We start from the raw sequence: 18,003 nt of genomic DNA, 5'->3' as shown, positions 1-18,003 counted from the left end.
TTAAGTAATATACTTAAGTTATAAATCCTGTAAATTACAGTTTTGTTACATTTAACTTGTTATAATTGACATCACAAGAGGGTGTTGGTATAATGGGAAACGTAATATCGAGTAATTATACTGGATAGGGGAGAGAGACCCTGTTAACTCTCAATAAAAATATATTAAATTTTCGAGGAGGAAAAACACAATGAAAAAGAGATTATCTCTATTAATGGTGTTAATGATGGTTCTATCATTAGTACCAATGTCTGTATTCGCTGCGTCTGGTTCTATGACAGGCGGAGTTCTTAGCTTTGATGACACTGACGAAAATGCTACTGCAGAAGATTTTAGTGTAAAATTAACACAAGGTGCATTCTCTGATATTAAAGGCGGAGGTAAGGTTGCTAAACTTACATTAAGCAATGATGCAGAATTCACAACAGATGCTCAACAGTCGGTTATATTTAATGCTGGTGGTGATCCAATCACATATGCATCGACTACAAATTCAAATGCAGTACCTGCTGCAGATGTTAGTGTTACAATCGACGCTGCTTTTAAAAACATAGCTTATGTTACTCTTAATAATGATATTCAAGTAGGAAAAGATGCAATGGACATTCTTCTTAGACTTGAAGCTAATTTCAAAGAGTTAAATGCTGGAGATGTTACACTTACAGTTGATGAAATGAACAGTTCTAAACTTAGTGTTGCGGATCCTATAAAAGTTGCTGTAATCAAAGAAGCTACTTCAGATGACTTCAAAATAGTAGTTGCTGATTCAGAAAAAAAACTTGGAATGGATGGCGGACAGCTTTCTAAAGTAGAAGTTAAAGATTTTGATGCTAATACAACTACTTTAGAATTTGAACTTCCAGATTACCTTTCTTGGGCAAATACAACATTCGCTGTATCTGTAGACGGTGCTATGAAAACTGCAACACGTAATCCAAGTGATTTTGAAAAAGCTAGTATTACAGATTCATCCCTTACAAATGCTGATTCAGTTTTATTCCAACCTGAAGTAAAAGTAGACAGAAGAGACTCTTCAATGGGCGATATAACTCTTAAAGTTACTGCTACAGGCGGAGCTAAACAAACTGCAAGTGAAGTTGTTGGACAACTTGTTGACTTTGAAGCAGCAATGACAGCAGTAGAAAAAGGGAAAAAAGAAATACCTTCTATCTATGGTGGAGATGATGCTACAATAAAAGTTACAATTAAAGGTGTTAAAGGTACTTTTTCTGACAACAGAGCTATAGACTTTACAGTAAAAGGCGCTGACATAACTACTTCATCTATAAGTGGGTCAGCTACTAAGCTTGATGGCGGAATAGTAACTGATGAAGACGATGGCGAGTTCACTTACTATGTAAATGGTTCTAACGAAGACGAACTTGAATTCAACTTAGAAATTTCAGCTGACTATGCACAAAATGGAGCTGTTACTCTTACAGCTGAGTCAAGAGATTTCGGAACACTTGAGTGCGAAATTGCAAAAGTTACTCCTGCATTCACTGTAGAAGTAGCTAAAATAACAGATATTAAAAAAGGTGAAAGTCTTGCAACAGCTGATGTAATAATAAAAGAAGCTAAGGCTGGAATACTTGGTTCAGATCAATTTATTGTTCTTAACCTTAACGATAAAAATAGAGAAACTCTTTCGTTTGCATCTGACTACAAAGTAGAAGCTACAAATGGATTAAAAGTTGATGAAGACATATTCAACGAAGAAGGCGGATCTAAAAATGCTCTTAGCACTCTTGTTGTTGAAATCGAATCATCATCAGTTAAAGAAGCTGGCGTTATAACTATATCAAATGTAGTAGTTAACGTTGATGGAGCTACAGTTGATGGAGTTAAGACTATTGATGTATATGTAGTTGAAGATAGAAGTTACACATATGGATCTAATGATCAATACTCAGGAAATGTTTCAAAAATGAAAGACGCTGTAGAATTTATAGACAGAACAGAGCCAGATGCTGAGTATGCAGTTGACTATGTAAATGTTGTTAAAGAGTACGGAGCTACTGCTACTACAACAGTATTCGTAATCGGATCAAAATCTTACACAGTAAACGGCGAAATGATGACTGCTAACGAAGCACCATTTATAGCTGGTAAAGGTTACACTATGTTACCAGTAAGAGCACTTGCTGAATCTTTAGGATTAACAGCTGATTGGAATTCAAACACTAAGACTGCTACATTCTCTAACGATTCAAAAGTTGCTTCAGTAACAATGGGAGCTAGCACTATGTATGTAAACGGTACTCCAATTCCTCTAAACGCTAAAGCTGAAATCAAAAACGGTTCTACTTTTATAGAACTTAGATCTCTTGCTTCTGCATTCGGAGTAGAGCTTCAGTGGGATGCTGCTACAAAAACTGTAACAATAATAGGATAATTATATAAACATAATAAATCTTAAAGAAAGGAAGCCTTCGGGCTTCTTTTTTTACATATATACTCTTAAAACTGGACACTAAATATATTATAAGATATAATATTTGGGTAGGTAAAATATAAATAGGGAGAGTTTAAATGAGTAAAAAAAAGAACATAGCAAAGAAAGCAAAAAATAAAGACGTGGCTGTAATAGTGAGTTTGAAAAATAACAAGTATTTTAATTTAATAGAAATGATGCCAATAATTCTAATTATAGCAATGGTGCCTTTTATACTAAGACTGATGTCAAATCCTCTCGATTATTCTATGGGCAAGGTATGGTCGTCAAATGTTGAGTCTGATCTTTATACATATGGAAAGACCATTGCGACAATGATTATATCGCTGGGAATGCTTGTAATTATGTATCTTACATTCAAAAAAGATACCATAAAAAAAGATGGAATTTCAAAGGTGATATATAGCTCGATGGGAGCGCTAATGTTAAGCCTTCTAATAAGTACGCTGTTTTCAGATTATAAAGATACTGCAATATGGGGAGCTCCCGAAAGGCACGAAGGTCTTATTATTCATATTTGTTATGCGATTATATTTATATACACATATCTTTCTGTAAGAAAGGTGGAGGATTTTAAATATATAAAGTGGGCAATGATAGTTCTTGCTACTGGAATGGCCATAATTGGGGTGTCCCAGGCTATAGGTAAAAACATTGTCAATACAGAGTTTGTAAGAAGGTTAATTATTCCAGCATCAAGATACGATGCACTTGAAAAAATCGACACAGGAAAAACTGTATATCTTACGCTTATGAATCAAAATTATGTGGGTAGTTATGCAAGTATGGTAATATTGTTTTTTACTGTCTTGGCAACTTCAAAAAAGGAAGACATAAAGATAAGAATAGCAAGTATAATAATAGCGCTTGTTACCATCTTTGTGTTAGTGAAATCGGGCTCACAGGCAGGCATGGTTGGAGTTGCAGCAGGCATTTTAGCGATTACTGCGGTGAATATCAAAAATATTATAAAGAGCCCAAAAACACTGATTGCAGTTTTAATGGCGGTAATTATAATATCGTTATCCGTAAATATTGCAACGCAAGGTTCTTTTGTGAATGACATCAAAAATACAGCCAATGATGCTAGATCCCTGTTTACCAGAGATTCTGCTTATGTACATGACCCATCCTATGGTTTTGCAATAAAGGATATTAAATTTTCTCAAGATACAGCAGAAATTGACACTCAGTTTGGAACCATATCTACGACTTTCAATAGCCAAGGGATGTTGGAGTTAAGAGATGAAAATGGAAATGATATGCTTGCAAGCTATGATGCTGAGTCTAAAAAATATATGCTTAAGGCACCTTTTGAATTGATAGGTTTTAACGTCTCCAAAGATTCAGAGGAACACCATGTGCAAACTGGAATCACTTACAATAGTCAAATCTATTTTATTTTTGAATGGTATGCAGGAGAAGGCATAGAAATGATAGACCATAGATCCAATGTATATGAATGGGGGCCAGCTCCACACATTGGATTCGAAGGGAAAGAAAGCATTGGTTCTAACAGAGGGTATATCTGGTCACGGACCCTTCCTCTTATTTTAAACAAACCTATTTTTGGTTATGGACCAGACACCTTTATTCTCGATTTTCCTCAGCATGATATGCTTGCAAAGATACATGCGTATGGTGGAAATATAGGTATGATAACAGACAAACCGCATAACATGTATCTGTTATATGCAGTTAACAGTGGTTTAACAGGTCTTTTGGCTGCACTTGTGCTGTGGTTTGCTTATGTCGTATCTTCATTTAAAAATATAATAAAATCTAAAAATAAAACTAAAGCATATTACTATAAAATGGCATGCTTTGGCGCAGTAGTAGCATACCTTGCGACTGGTATATTTAATGACTCTGTACCAGTTATAACGCCGGTATTTTGGGTAATTATTGCTGCTGGATACGCGCTTAACTATATAGATAAGCATGAAAATGCCGAAGTTTCAGAGGAATTTAAATATGAAAAATAAGATTTTCAACAGACGAAATACACTGATGCTTATAGATGTACTGCTTGCGGTAATTGGTTATTTTGCAGCATTTCTGATTACACTGAGTGCGGACCAAGTCGCAAGCTACACCTATACTTTTAAACAGAGCTTCTTCATACTTGCAGTAATATATTCGGCGACATTTTATTTCACACATATATATGAACAGATGTGGCGATATGCGGATGCCTCAGAGTATCAGAAGTGTGCAATTTCTTCGATGGTGGCAGGAGCTATATTTGTAGTCGCTGGAGAAATAGCAGGTTATAATGTCCCTATAAGGATACAGATTGTAGCTCCGGTAATAATAATGGGACTTGTTATAGCAAGCAGGATTATCTATAAAATTGTAATTCAAAAAGAACGCCGAAAAGCACATCAAAACCATGTTGAAATTTCAAGAAATAAAACAGATATTAATAAGGAAAACAAGAATAACAGACTTGCCATTGTTGGGGCTGGGGACGCAGGCGTTCAGCTACTAAGGGAGATAAGAAACAACAGGAGCCTAAGATATGATCCGGTATGTTTTGTTGATGACAACCCCCAGAAAATCGGCAGGACCATTTATGGAGTGGACATAAGAGGCCCAGTTGCAGATATTGAACATATTGTGGAGACATCTGCAATAGAGACTATAATAATAGCTGTCCCAAGTATGAACTCATCTGACAAAAAGAGGATAGTTGAGCAATGCTCCAATACAAGCTGTAAGATAAAGATACTTCCAGGCATACCGGTAATGCTTGCAGCTGAAGATTATGAAAGAAATATCGAACTCATTGGAAGGCTAAGAAATATAGATATAGAAGATCTATTGGCAAGAGACAGCATAAAAGTAAGTGAAGTAGATATAGCGTCTTACATTTCTGGGAAGAACATACTTGTAACAGGTGGAGGAGGATCCATTGGGTCTGAAATCTGCAGGCAAGTAGTGACTTTTGGAGCGAATAGACTTGTTATAGTAGATAATTATGAAAATAATGCATACGAAATAGAGCAAGAGCTTAAGAGAGATTATGGATTTACTCCTCAGGTAGAGATAATTACTGTAAGGGAATATGATTCACTCGATAAGTTTTTCTGTAATTTTATTGATAAATATGGTAAAATAGACGTAGTGTTTCATGCTGCGGCTCACAAACATGTACCACTCATGGAACACAATCCAGATCAAGCGGTAGCAAACAATGTATCAGGAACATACAACGTTGCCAAGCTTTGCAACAAGTACAAAGTTGACAAAATGATACTTGTCTCCACAGATAAGGCAGTCAATCCTACAAATGTAATGGGTGCAACCAAGAGAGTCTGTGAAATGGTAGTTCAAGCCATGAATGACATATCGGACCATACGGTCTATTCGGCGGTAAGATTTGGAAATGTGCTTGGGAGCAATGGATCGGTTATACCACTTTTCAGAAAACAGATAGAAAAAGGTGGGCCGGTTACTGTTACTCATCCCGACATAATAAGGTACTTTATGACTATTCCCGAAGCAGTGTCACTCGTGCTAAATGCGGGAGGGATGGCAAAAGGTGGCGAGATATTCGTTCTTGATATGGGAGAACCCGTAAAGATAGTAGATCTTGCAAAGAATATAATAAGACTTTCAGGACTTATGCTGGGAAGAGATATAGATATAGAGTTTACAGGTCTTAGGCCTGGAGAAAAGCTTTATGAAGAACTTTTGATGTCAGAAGAAGGGCTTTCACTTACATCAAGTGAAAAAATATTTATCGGAAAACCTGGAACAATAGACAAAGAACAGCTCTTTGACTGGATAGATAACATGGAGAAGAATAGATATTCTTATAGCAGTAGTAATATAATAGAGCAGCTTAGATTGCTTGTGGACACATTCAAACCTTCAGAATAAAGGAAATGGTGGATAATTTCATGGATCAAAACTTAAACACAGACTTAACACGCTACGATGACGAAATAGAGCTGTGGGAGCTCATGATGATATTATGGAAAAACAAAAAGACAATAATTGTTACTACAGCCGTATTTGGACTTGTTGCCCTGCTACTTTCCGTGTTCATCATCAAACCTGTTTATGAGACAAACCTTAATATATCAATAAATATGCCAGAAATAATGAATACAAAATATGGCGATATTACAATGCCTATTGAAAACAATTTGGAGTATATAAATCTTTTTACTGAGCAGACTGTAATGCAAAAAACATCAGATGACATGGGATACGAAGGGGTGAATCTTAGTTCTATGAGATCTAAATTCACACTTCCTACAAAAGAATCTAATATTGCGAATATATCAGTTTCAGCAAATTCTCCGGAAGAAGCAGTAAAACTTGCTCAGACGGCATATCAAAATTACTATGAATATCTGGATATAGTACTCAAGACAAGGGCGCTATCAACCTTTGAAAATACATTCAATGTAAAGATAGAACAGAATCAGAATCAGATATCAAACCTTGGAAAATCACTTGAAAGTGACCGCAAAACTCTACAAAAAGTAACGGATAATATTAATTCTAGTATAAAAAGTAGCAATAAATACGGTGCAATAGACTATGTAGCACTAGGAGAAGCACTTGGATATGCAGGAGCCAGCACAACCGTAATTGAAAAAGAACAGCAGATAAATCAACTTCTAGAAGATAATATACTTTATGAAAAGTATCTTGAAGAAATAGAGGATATGAATATAAAGATAGATGCATACAACGAAACTGGAGACGAGACAAAACTTGAGTCCAAAAATTTCGACTTTGTGGCACAAAATATCCAGCTGCTTTCAAATCCAAGACTTCCGCTATCAAAATCAGGACCCAACACTATGATGAATTTGGCTATAGGCCTTGTACTTGGCCTAATGGCGGGAGTGTTTTATGTATTTTTAAGACAGTATATTGTGGAACACAAAAATAAAAATAGTTACTAAACCCAGTTTTATAGTGGCGGGATTGAAGAATGTTAAAGTTCTTTAATCCCGCCTTTTTGCTTATTTACTTTATAAATAAAAACTTATAATTTAATTTAATGAAAAACTATCTAAACTTATTGAAATAACTAAACTTTTGTGATAATATTGTAATATTGCGTAAAATCATATAGAGGGGTATTTCATTTATAATGATTTTGGGGCAAAAAAACTTAAAATTTGGAAGGGGAACAAATGAAAAAACATTTTAACAGAGCAGTAGCTCTTGTAGCATCTGCAGCATTAGTACTTAGCACAGCTACACCTGCATTTGCAGACAGCAAGGTATTGGATCGATTCTCTGATATATCGGGTCACTGGGCGGTAAGTGATTTGACTAGCATGACAGAGAAAGGCATAATGGGGGGATACCCAGATAATACTATGAGACCACAGCAGTCAGTTACGATAGCTGAGTCAATAAAGCTTATCAACAAATCTCTCAAGCTTGAAGGAAACGGAAATGTATCAGCAATAACATACACAGACGTTAAAAAGAATGCATGGTACTCAAATGAGATAGCAATAGCTGTTGAAAACGGATATCTTGCAAAAGTTGCACCTGGAGAAAAATTAAATCCAAATGCATCAGCTACAAGAGAGCAGCTTTCATCAATGCTTGTTCAGGCAATGGAGCTTAATTCAAAAAACAATAGTGCGCTTGATAAATTCAAAGACAATGCAAAAATATCAGCTTCATTAAAATCTGATATGGCTGCAGCAGTAGAAAAAGGGCTTTTTGGCGGATACGAAGATGGAACTATAAGACCATCAGAAAATGTTATAAGAGCTACAATGGCGGCAGTTGCGAACAGAACTATCAAGGATAGAGAAGCATCTCAAAACGGTGGAATAGTTCTTGGAGCAAATGATATTCTAGTAAAGAGCCATGGCGAAACAATCAGTGGAAAAACTGTAGACACTCTATGGGTTGCTCCAACTGAAGGCGAAGGCGTTATCACTCTTGAAAACGTTAGAGCAAAAAAAGTAGTAGTAATGGGTGAAAATACATCATTAGAAATAAAAACTACTGTTCAGCCTCAGGCGAAAGAAAAAAGAGCAAAAGTTGCTGAGACAGGATCTTTCATAGGAGAGATCGAGATCAGAGTTCCAAACGCAAAGATATCTGTAGGTAAAGGCTCAAATGTAACACTTCTTACATTAAAGCCAGAAGCTAAGCAAGCGGTTATATCTGGAGAAGGAACTGTTGAAAAAGCTACAATAGGAGCAGACGGTGTAACATTTAACATCGTAGGAACAAAATTCACAGTAGCTAAAGACGTAACAGGTACAGTTATAAACAAACAAGCAGTAGCAGGAAATACATCAGGATCTGTAACGACTGATGGCATCAAAAAAGATTCAATAGCAGGCGGCGGTGGCGGCGGAAGCAGCAGCGGCGGTGGGACAGCTCCATCATACAACACATACAAATATAACTTTGTAGTATCAAAAACTGATAAAAGCGGAACTACTCCTATAAGCATAATGAAAAAAGACTTCAAAGAGAATACAAAAATGAGCTTTGCAGTAGTAAGCGAGGTTTACAAAGCAATACCTGTTAGCGACGATTCTATCAATCAGGCGATGCCTACAGTAAAAGACATTCTTAATCTAGAAAATGCTAAAGGCGACAAATATGTAAAAGTACTAGACTCTGCTATCCAAGATTACAAAGGTGCTACTACACTAAAAGTATTCAATAAAAATAGTGTTGTTGCAGGTTATGTAGGAAAAATAGCGGCTAAAGACAATGTTGAAAACAACATGAATCTTCTTACAAAAAAACTTGTTGAAGCAGGAATTGATTCAATACTTTCAGACCTTGCAATTCTGTTCCAAGGTGAAGCTATACCAGCGAAAATAAGCGTGAGTGTAATGGGAACTGAACTTTCAGTAGCTGAAAGAGCAATAGCAAGTGCAGTATCTACTATAGATTCTAAACTTAAAGAAGTTACATTTGCTGATGCTACAGGAAAAGAAGTAGTAAAGATTGGGCTTACTGGTTCAAAAACTACGCTTTCACTAAAGATAGTAAAATAATAAGAATATCAATAAAATTTATATCAACATATAACCAGGGCCTTTGAAAAAAGGCTCCTGGATTTTAAAGCGGAGGACTGCATGTACAAGAAGAGGGTATTGGGGTTAACTTTGGCACTTATGCTTACGGGGACATCAAGCATATATGCGAATGGATTCAATGATGTAAAGGATTCAAACTGGGCGGCGGCATCTATAAGTAGAATGTCAGAAAAAAACTATGTTGGCGGATTTCCAGACGGAACATTCAAACCGGCCTCAAATATTTCAAGAGCAGAATTTGTGGCTATAGTAAACAAAATAAACGGATTTACAGATCAACAAGATTCACAGTTCAAAGATCTAAACAGCTCACACTGGGCATACGGTGAGATAAAGGCTGCCACAAAAGCCGGTTATATTGGCGGATTTCCAGATGGAACATTTGGTCCAAACCTTCCTGTAACAAGAGAACAGGCGGCAGCAATACTTAACAATATATATAAACTTGAAAACAGCGCAAAAAGCGTTACTATAAAAGATTTAAGCAAAGTATCTCCATGGGCGGCAGACTCAGTAATGAGAGTCGTGTCAAATGGCATCATGGGAGGGTATGAGGACGGAACCTTTGGACCAAAGAAACCTGTGACAAGGGCAGAATGCATAGTTATTCTGGACAGGATAGTTTCAGGAATCCAAAAAGAAGCAGGCAAAGAAACTGGAAAAACTGATCCAGCCGGCACACCTTCAACAGGAACGCCTTCAACAGGAACGCCTTCAACGGGCACAAGTTCATCAACAGGCGGAGGTTCATCATCAGGAGGTGGAGGATCTAAGCTGCCATCAGCGCAGCAGGTTAAAGAAAGCCTAAACTCTGTAGTAGAGGAACTTAAAAGTTCGGTACAGCCAAAATTGACTACAAATCTTCAAAAACAGACAGCTGAGGCAATCTCATCTTCACTTTCAAAATATATTGCCAATAACAACTATTCAATAGACTCAGACGTTGAGAATGCAAAATCAAAAATATCTCAAATGAGTACAGCTGAATACAACGCATTCAAAAATGCAATAACAGGAAACATTCCAGCCAAAGACCTGGATAATCTCAACAAATATTTTGATCTTAAAAAATAGTCATTTAAGGACATAACCGGAGGCATTATGAATGAAGAAATCATAGAATTGCGGGAGCTCCTCGAGATTCTATTAAAAAGAAAGCTATTGATTATAATACTGACAGTGGTATGTACTCTGGCAGGTGGGATATACAGCGTGTTTATGATAACGCCATTATACAAGTCCGAGACAACTATGATGGTAAATGGAGCAAAGAACATGACAGACATAGCCTCAAGCCTTGACCTGGGAAGTATAAACCTTAGCCAGAAGCTTGTTGTTACTTATGGAGAAATAGTCAAATCAAGGATAGTACTAGAGCAGACTATAAAAACCCTTAAACTGGACATGACTTATGAGCAATTGCTCCAAAAAACCACAGCCCAGCAATTAGGCGGTACAGAAATCCTCAAGATATCAGTGGAGGATGAAGATCCCAAAAATGCAGCAATAATAGCAAACAAAATATCAGGCGTTTTTGTAAAAGAAGTAATGAGAATACTTAAGGTAAATAACGTAGAGACCATAGACAAGGCTATAGCTATAGATAAGCCGATAAACATAAATACAGCCCTCAACCTTGCCATATCCATGATACTTGGCCTGATGGCAGGAGTTTTTATTGCCTTTATTCTTGAATATATGGATAACACAATAAAAACAGAAAATGATGTTCAAAAATACCTTGATCTGCCAATACTTGGTCTTATACCAGATCATGCAATGGTTTTAAATGAACAGGGGGAGCCAAAATGAAAGAACTGATACTCAAAAAATTACCAAAATCTCCCATTTCCGAGGCTTACAGAGGAATAAGGACCAATCTGGAGTTTGCAAATATAGACAAAAACTTCAAGACAATACTTTGTACCAGTGCCACTGCAGGAGAAGGAAAAACGACTACACTGTGCAATGTGGCAGCCGCAATGGCAGATAACGGAAACAAAGTGCTCATACTAGACTGTGATCTTAGAAAACCCAGAATTCACAAATTCTTTGAACTTAGCAATGCCGCTGGCCTTACAGATATACTTCTAAAAGGCCAGGACTATAAGAAATTCGTTCACAAAATAGACTATAACAACATATCGGTAATAACAGCGGGAAACATTCCCAAAAATCCATCAGAACTGCTTTCATCAGAAAAGATGAAAAAATTCATAGAGATGCTCAAAGATGACTATGATTACGTAATGATAGATGCTCCACCAGTGGTACCGGTTACTGATTCAGTTATAATGTCCACCTATATAGACGGGGTTATCCTTGTGTGCGCATCAGGAGACCTTAATATAGAAATGGCAAAAAAGACCAGAGAATCGCTGACCAAAGTAGGCGCAAACATCCTTGGTGTAGTGCTTAACAAAGTACCCGTAGATTCAAAAAAATATGCATACTACTATTACTACCATCAAAACGATGGAAAGGGAGATAAATAATGTTTGATACACACTGTCATATACTTCCAATGGTAGATGATGGATCCTTTTCACTCGAGGAATCCCTGAACATGATAAAAATGGCATACCAAGACGGCGTAAGAGCTATGATAGCAACGCCCCACAAAAATCATCCAATAGATTTCAGGCCTCAGGATTCAGTAATGAATTCATTCCAGCTTCTCAAGGCCTCAGTTCTGGATCTTTATCCTGATTTCGATTTGTATCTTGGAGCTGAATTTTATATAACAGATGATTATATTGAGGTGGTCAAAAAAAGCAGAGAAGAACTTGTCATAAACTCTACAAAGTATATACTTATAGAATTTGATCGAGAAGTCAAATACGAGCGCATGAGTGAAGTAGTCCACGAGCTTAAGATACAAGGACTAAGGCCCATAATTGCCCATGCAGAGATGTATCCAGATCTGACAAAAAAACCTGACAAAGCTTGTGAACTGAGAAATCAGGGAGCCCTTATACAGCTTACATCAGCAAGCATAAACGGAAAAAGAGGTAAAAAAATCGCCTCATTTTGTGAGACACTCCTCAAAAAGAGCAGTGTAGATTTTGTAGCCTCAGACGCACATGGAGATCAGCATCGAAAGCCACTACTGGGTTCTTCATATCAAAAAGTAGTAGAACTTGAAGGCGAAAAAGAAGCAGAAAAGATATTCATAAAAAATCCGCAGATGCTTATAGCAGGAATCGAAATTTATACTCAAAAATTAGAAACAGGAAACAAAAACAGTCCGAGCTCAAAAAAGAAGATGATGGCAATGATGACGGCAATAGCAGTAGCAACACTGTTCATAATAGGGACAGGAGCCAGAATCAGCCAGAGCGCTTTAATGGAAAAAGCTGAGGGAGCTTCGCAAAAAACAACTCAGCAGGATCAAAACGAGCAAGATGATCAAAGTACCCAGTCAGCCACAGAAATATCAGAAGCATACGCCGTAGAATCGGATGGCGCAGGGGAAGCAGCTCCATCAGCTCAAGGCGAGCCAGGCACAGAAGCTGCAAAGGCGGCAATAGAGAGCAAATACTATCAAAAACTCAAGTCACTCGAGGGATCTTATACAGGGGAGCTAGAGAGCATAGTAGGAAATATGAGATATGCAAAAAACAACATAACAGACGAGGCACTTCTTGCCACCACACTCGAAGCATATAAAGAAGAGATATTTGCACTAGAATCGCAAAGTGATAACAATGTATACGCAGCCCTTTATGACATGCAAAACGAACTCGAAGAATATGACTTTGAAGTTTCCAAAGTCCAGGCCTGCAGAGACGAATACAATGACATAAAGATGAAAAAACAGCAAGAATATATAAACAAATTGGGATAAAGGTATTTCCGGGGGGAATCATGAATACAAGACAAAAAATATTTAGCAGAAGAAGCACTCTTATGCTGATAGACATGGCAATAGCTGGGGTAGGCTATTTCTTTGCATACGTAATGACGCTTAACAATGAGCAGGTAATAAGCTACATACCTCTATTTAAGCAGACCTTCTTTTTGTTTATTGTAATATATCTTATCGTATACTATTTTATGGGAATATATGGCCAGATGTGGCGCTATGCAGACGCAGACGAATATCAGCTGTGCTCAGTGGCGTCTATTTTTGCGGGTGGAATTTTTATAGTCCTGAGCGAGCTTGCTTCATACAACGTTCCAGTAAGAATACAGATAGCAGCCCCACTTATAGTCATGGGAATAGTTATAGCAAGCAGGATAACCTACAAGACGGCCTTGCAGCAGAGAAAAAGACTAATCAGCAGTATCTTCTCTGACAGCGATAAATCAGAAGCTCAAACAGGACACGTTGCAAAAAAAAGGCTGGCAATAATAGGAGCAGGAGACGCGGGCGTACAGCTTCTAAAAGAAATAAAAAACAACCCAAACCTTAAATATGAGCCAGTGTGCTTTGTGGACGACAATCCTAAAAAGACAGGAAGATCAATACTGGGGATACCTATATACGGACCGACAGACAAAATACAGGAAATAGTAAAGCGTAAAAAGATTGAAAAAATAATAATCGCAATGCCAAGCCTAGAATCAAGTGACAAAAAACGCATAGTAGAACAATGCTCAGATACAAAATGCAAAGTAAAAATACTGCCAGGCATACCGCTGGTACTAAAATCTCATGACGACAAGACCGAGCTTATGGGAAGACTGCGAAACATAAACGTAGAAGACCTTCTTTCAAGAGACAGCATCAAAGTAAACGAAGTAGACATCGAATCATATATAAAAGGCAAGAACATCCTTGTCACAGGCGGCGGTGGTTCAATAGGATCCGAGATATGCAGGCAGGCAGTAAACTTTGGAGCAAAAAGACTCGTCATTATCGACAACTACGAAAATAACGCATACGATATAGAACAAGAACTCAAGCGCGACTATGGCTACGTGCCACAGGTAGAAATCATAACCGTAAGAGAAAAAGATACACTCGACAAGTTCTTCTGTAATTTCAAGGATAAATATGGTAAAATAGATGTAGTGTTTCACGCAGCAGCGCACAAACACGTACCACTCATGGAGCATAATCCAGACCAGGCAGTAATGAACAACATACTGGGAACCTACAACGTAGCAACCATGTGTGACAAATACGGTGTAGGCAGGATGATACTCGTTTCCACAGATAAGGCCGTAAATCCTACAAACGTAATGGGAGCGACCAAAAGAGCCTGCGAGATGGTAATACAGGCCATGAATAAAAAATCTAAACATACCAGATACGCAGCAGTAAGGTTTGGAAACGTACTCGGAAGCAACGGCTCAGTAATTCCACTGTTCAAAAAACAGATAGAAAAAGGCGGCCCCGTAACCGTTACCCATCCAGATATAATAAGGTATTTCATGACCATACCAGAAGCCGTGTCACTCGTTCTAAACGCAGGAGGAATGGCAAAAGGCGGAGAAATATTCGTGCTTGATATGGGAGATCCAGTCAAGATAACAGACCTTGCAGATAACATGATAAAACTTGCAGGACTAACAGCAGGAAAAGACATAAACATAGAATTTACAGGACTGAGGCCAGGAGAAAAACTCTTTGAAGAACTACTCATGGCAGAAGAAGGCATCACAAAGACAGACAGCGCAAAGATATTTATAGGAAAACCAAATGAAGTAAGAGAAGATAAAATATTTGAATGGATACAAGATGTAGAACATAACATGAAGCACTACAACAGCACCATCACCGTATCAAAGCTCAAAGAACTGGTAGACACATTCAAAACACCAGAAGAAATAAATGAAATAGCAGGATAAGAAACATTGAACAAAAATATTGAACAGCCTGCGTGGGGAATTTGATATGAAGGCTGTTTTTTGGTGGGGATAATATATTCATCATAAAAAAATAAACAATTTAGAGAGGGTAAATCAGATGACTGAATTTAGAAGGATTCCATTTTCACCGCCGGATATAACCGACGAAGAAATCAATGAGGTAGTAGATACATTGAAATCGGGTTGGATTACGACTGGACCAAAAACCAAACTATTCGAAAAACAAATTGCTGAGTATTGTAATACATCAAAAGCAGCAGCCCTGAATTCGGCAACAGCTGCAATGGAGTTAACTTTACGACTTTTGGGGATTGGCCCTGGAGATGAAGTTATCACATCGGCGTATACTTATACAGCATCAGCGAGTGTAATACATCATGTTGGCGCAAAAATAGTCCTTGTGGACTCCGGTAAAGATTCATTCCACATTGATTATGAAGCTATTGCCGGTGCAATTACTGAAAAAACCAAAGCCATAATTCCCGTTGATATAGCAGGCGTTATGTGTGATTACGATAAAATTTTTGAAGCTATTGAAAGTAAAAAGAATCTATTCAAACCTGAAAATGAACTACAAAAAGCATTTGGAAGAGTAGTTGTTATTGCAGATGCAGCTCATTCAATAGGAGCTACTTATAAAGGAAAGATGAGTGGTGAAGCTGCAGACTTTACGTCTTTTTCTTTTCATGCTGTAAAAAATCTTACAACAGGTGAAGGCGGAATGGTTACCTGGAGAGATATAGAAGGCATTGATAATGAAGAAATTTACAAGGAATATATGCTTCTTTCACTTCACGGACAATCAAAGGATGCACTTGCGAAAACTAATCTTGGAGCATGGGAATATGATATCGTCGCTCCAAACTATAAATGTAATATGACTGATATCATGGCTTCACTTGGACTTGCGCAGTTCAAGAGATATCCGGGGATTCTTAAAAGAAGAAAAGAAATCATAGAAAAGTATGATTCTTTATTAAGTGAATTAGAAGCAACGCCAATCAAACATTATGACGAAACGTTTACATCAAGCGGACACCTTTACTTGTTAAGACTTAATGGGAAAGATGAAGAATTCAGAAATAATGTGATTACGAAGATGGCTGAAAAAGGAATAGCGACTAATGTTCATTACAAACCACTTCCAATGCATTCAGCCTATAAGAATTTAGGGTTTAAGATGGAAGATTATACTAATGCATTTGATATGTATAAAAATGAGATTACATTGCCACTGCATACTTTATTGACGGATGAGGATATTGAGTATGTGGTGGGTAAATTAAAAGAAGCTATTGATGAGCTTAGGTAATGGGGTGAAGGGATGTATCGGAATTTTTTCAAGAGTATATTTGATTTAGTATTGGCAATTATAGCACTTCCGTTCTGGTTTATAATTTTGGTTATAGTCGGTCCTATGATTTACATTCAGGACAAAGGCCCAATTTTCTATAATGCGTCTAGATTAGGAAAAGATGGAAAAATCTTTAAAATGTATAAGTTCAGATCAATGAAGATAAATGCGCCTGATTTGAGAAATGAAGATGGTTCTACTTTTAATGCAGAAGATGATCCAAGATTAACACAGATAGGTAAGTTTATTAGAAAAACAAGCCTTGATGAGACCCCACAACTACTTAACATCATCAAGGGTGATATGAGTATTATTGGTCCAAGGCCAGATCTTCCGGAGCATATGGAGCTATATGAAGGAAATGAAGCGCGAAAGCTTGAGATAAGACCAGGCGTTACTGGGTATAACCAGGCATATTTTAGAAATACAATTCCCTGGAAGGAACGAATCAAGAATGATATCTATTACATTGACAATTTAACGATGTGGATGGATATCAAAGTCTTTTTTAAAACTGCAGTTTCAGTACTTAAAAGAGAAGCTGTATTTGTAGATCAGAAATAAGGTAACAAGAACAGTGAGAAAGCTAATGTCTAATAAAAATTATGAGTGCAAGCTGCTACAATGGGATACAGATTACTTTGGAGTGAATTCTGCTAGAGTGAATCTCAATGGAATTGTAGATAAAAAAGGTCAATATGAGATAATAGAGTTTTGTAAAAACTATGAATTTGTTACAATCTCGAATCTAGACAATATAAAAGAAAACAATTATTGGATAGGCAAAAGAACGGCTGCATTTCTTGCTGATATGAATATTCAGTTTCTAAAGATTTTGGGGGATAAGCCAGACTGTCAAGATAAGAAAACTAATGTAACAAACAACTTGTCTAGAAATGAGCAGATAGTTGATATTGCAAGAAAGTCATTTAATTATTCTAGATTTTTTAATGATCCAAAGTTACCTCAAGAACAAGCAAAGAATATCTATCTCCACTGGACTGAATGCGCTTTTGGTCAGGAGAATAAATACTTTGTTATATCTGAAAGAGAAGGAAATGTAGCAGGTTATATACTTTTTTCTCTTAATGAAGATAGCAGTGTAATTGAACTAATTGCTGTTGATGAAAAATATCAAGGACAACGAGTAGGAAAGTCATTGATTCACACGATGGAATCATTTGTTATAGATCAAGGAATACAAAAAATAAAAGTTGGAACACAAGTGAATAACATATCTGCTACTCAGTTTTATACTGCTATGGGATTTAAGTATGTGAGTTGTGGTAGTGTGTATCATTTGTGGGAAATAGCAGGGAGATTGTAAA

13 protein-coding genes are annotated in these 18,003 nt (G+C 37.1%); all 13 read left to right on the top strand.

Features of this window, described 5'->3' with window-relative positions; translation table 11 throughout:
• Positions 1-190: 190 nt before the first annotated feature.
• The 13 genes from G558_RS0101920 to G558_RS0101860 all read left to right on the top strand — a co-directional run bounded on the left by G558_RS0101920 (position 191) and on the right by G558_RS0101860 (position 18,002).
• The gene (locus tag G558_RS0101920; protein WP_028828663.1) at positions 191-2,395 is read left to right on the top strand and encodes a stalk domain-containing protein; all 2,205 of its coding nucleotides are present in this window, start codon (positions 191-193) and stop codon (positions 2,393-2,395) included.
• Positions 2,396-2,532: 137 nt separating this feature from the next.
• Positions 2,533-4,440 (top strand): O-antigen ligase family protein, encoded by a 1,908-nt coding sequence (locus G558_RS0101915; RefSeq protein WP_028828662.1) that lies wholly within the window; start codon positions 2,533-2,535, stop codon positions 4,438-4,440.
• Positions 4,430-6,340, top strand: coding sequence for a polysaccharide biosynthesis protein (locus G558_RS0101910; RefSeq protein WP_028828661.1), 1,911 nt, complete (start codon positions 4,430-4,432; stop codon positions 6,338-6,340). Before G558_RS0101915 ends, G558_RS0101910 begins: the two co-directional genes overlap by 11 nt.
• Positions 6,341-6,360: 20 nt before the next feature.
• Positions 6,361-7,380 (top strand): Wzz/FepE/Etk N-terminal domain-containing protein, encoded by a 1,020-nt coding sequence (locus G558_RS0101905; protein WP_028828660.1) that lies wholly within the window; start codon positions 6,361-6,363, stop codon positions 7,378-7,380.
• A gap of 234 nt (positions 7,381-7,614) precedes the next feature.
• Positions 7,615-9,462, top strand: a complete 1,848-nt coding sequence (locus G558_RS0101900; protein ID WP_028828659.1) for an S-layer homology domain-containing protein — start codon at positions 7,615-7,617, stop codon at positions 9,460-9,462.
• A gap of 81 nt (positions 9,463-9,543) precedes the next feature.
• Complete coding sequence (locus G558_RS13285) at positions 9,544-10,578, top strand: S-layer homology domain-containing protein (RefSeq protein WP_028828658.1); 1,035 nt, start codon at positions 9,544-9,546, stop codon at positions 10,576-10,578.
• A 27-nt stretch (positions 10,579-10,605) separates the two neighbouring features.
• Positions 10,606-11,316, top strand: a complete 711-nt coding sequence (locus G558_RS0101890; RefSeq protein WP_028828657.1) for a YveK family protein — start codon at positions 10,606-10,608, stop codon at positions 11,314-11,316.
• Positions 11,313-11,999 (top strand): CpsD/CapB family tyrosine-protein kinase, encoded by a 687-nt coding sequence (locus tag G558_RS0101885; protein WP_028828656.1) that lies wholly within the window; start codon positions 11,313-11,315, stop codon positions 11,997-11,999. Before G558_RS0101890 ends, G558_RS0101885 begins: the two co-directional genes overlap by 4 nt.
• Positions 11,999-13,351, top strand: a complete 1,353-nt coding sequence (locus G558_RS0101880; RefSeq protein WP_028828655.1) for a tyrosine-protein phosphatase — start codon at positions 11,999-12,001, stop codon at positions 13,349-13,351. Before G558_RS0101885 ends, G558_RS0101880 begins: the two co-directional genes overlap by 1 nt.
• Before the next feature lie 20 nt (positions 13,352-13,371).
• Entirely contained in the window at positions 13,372-15,300 is a 1,929-nt protein-coding gene (locus G558_RS0101875; RefSeq protein ID WP_028828654.1) for a polysaccharide biosynthesis protein, read from the top strand.
• A 118-nt stretch (positions 15,301-15,418) separates the two neighbouring features.
• A complete protein-coding gene (locus G558_RS0101870; RefSeq protein ID WP_028828653.1) occupies positions 15,419-16,633 on the top strand; it encodes a DegT/DnrJ/EryC1/StrS family aminotransferase in 1,215 nt (404 codons plus the stop codon).
• Positions 16,634-16,645: 12 nt separating this feature from the next.
• Complete coding sequence (locus G558_RS0101865) at positions 16,646-17,239, top strand: sugar transferase (RefSeq protein WP_028828652.1); 594 nt, start codon at positions 16,646-16,648, stop codon at positions 17,237-17,239.
• A 13-nt stretch (positions 17,240-17,252) separates the two neighbouring features.
• The gene (locus G558_RS0101860; protein WP_028828651.1) at positions 17,253-18,002 is read left to right on the top strand and encodes a GNAT family N-acetyltransferase; all 750 of its coding nucleotides are present in this window, start codon (positions 17,253-17,255) and stop codon (positions 18,000-18,002) included.
• The last annotated feature ends 1 nt before the right edge of the window (position 18,003 follow it).

The sequence above is a fragment of the Proteocatella sphenisci DSM 23131 genome (assembly GCF_000423525.1).
Lineage (GTDB): Bacteria > Bacillota > Clostridia > Peptostreptococcales > Filifactoraceae > Proteocatella > Proteocatella sphenisci.
The sequence above is the reverse complement of the archived record's forward strand: the minus strand, read 5'-3'. Positions and strand labels throughout refer to the sequence as shown.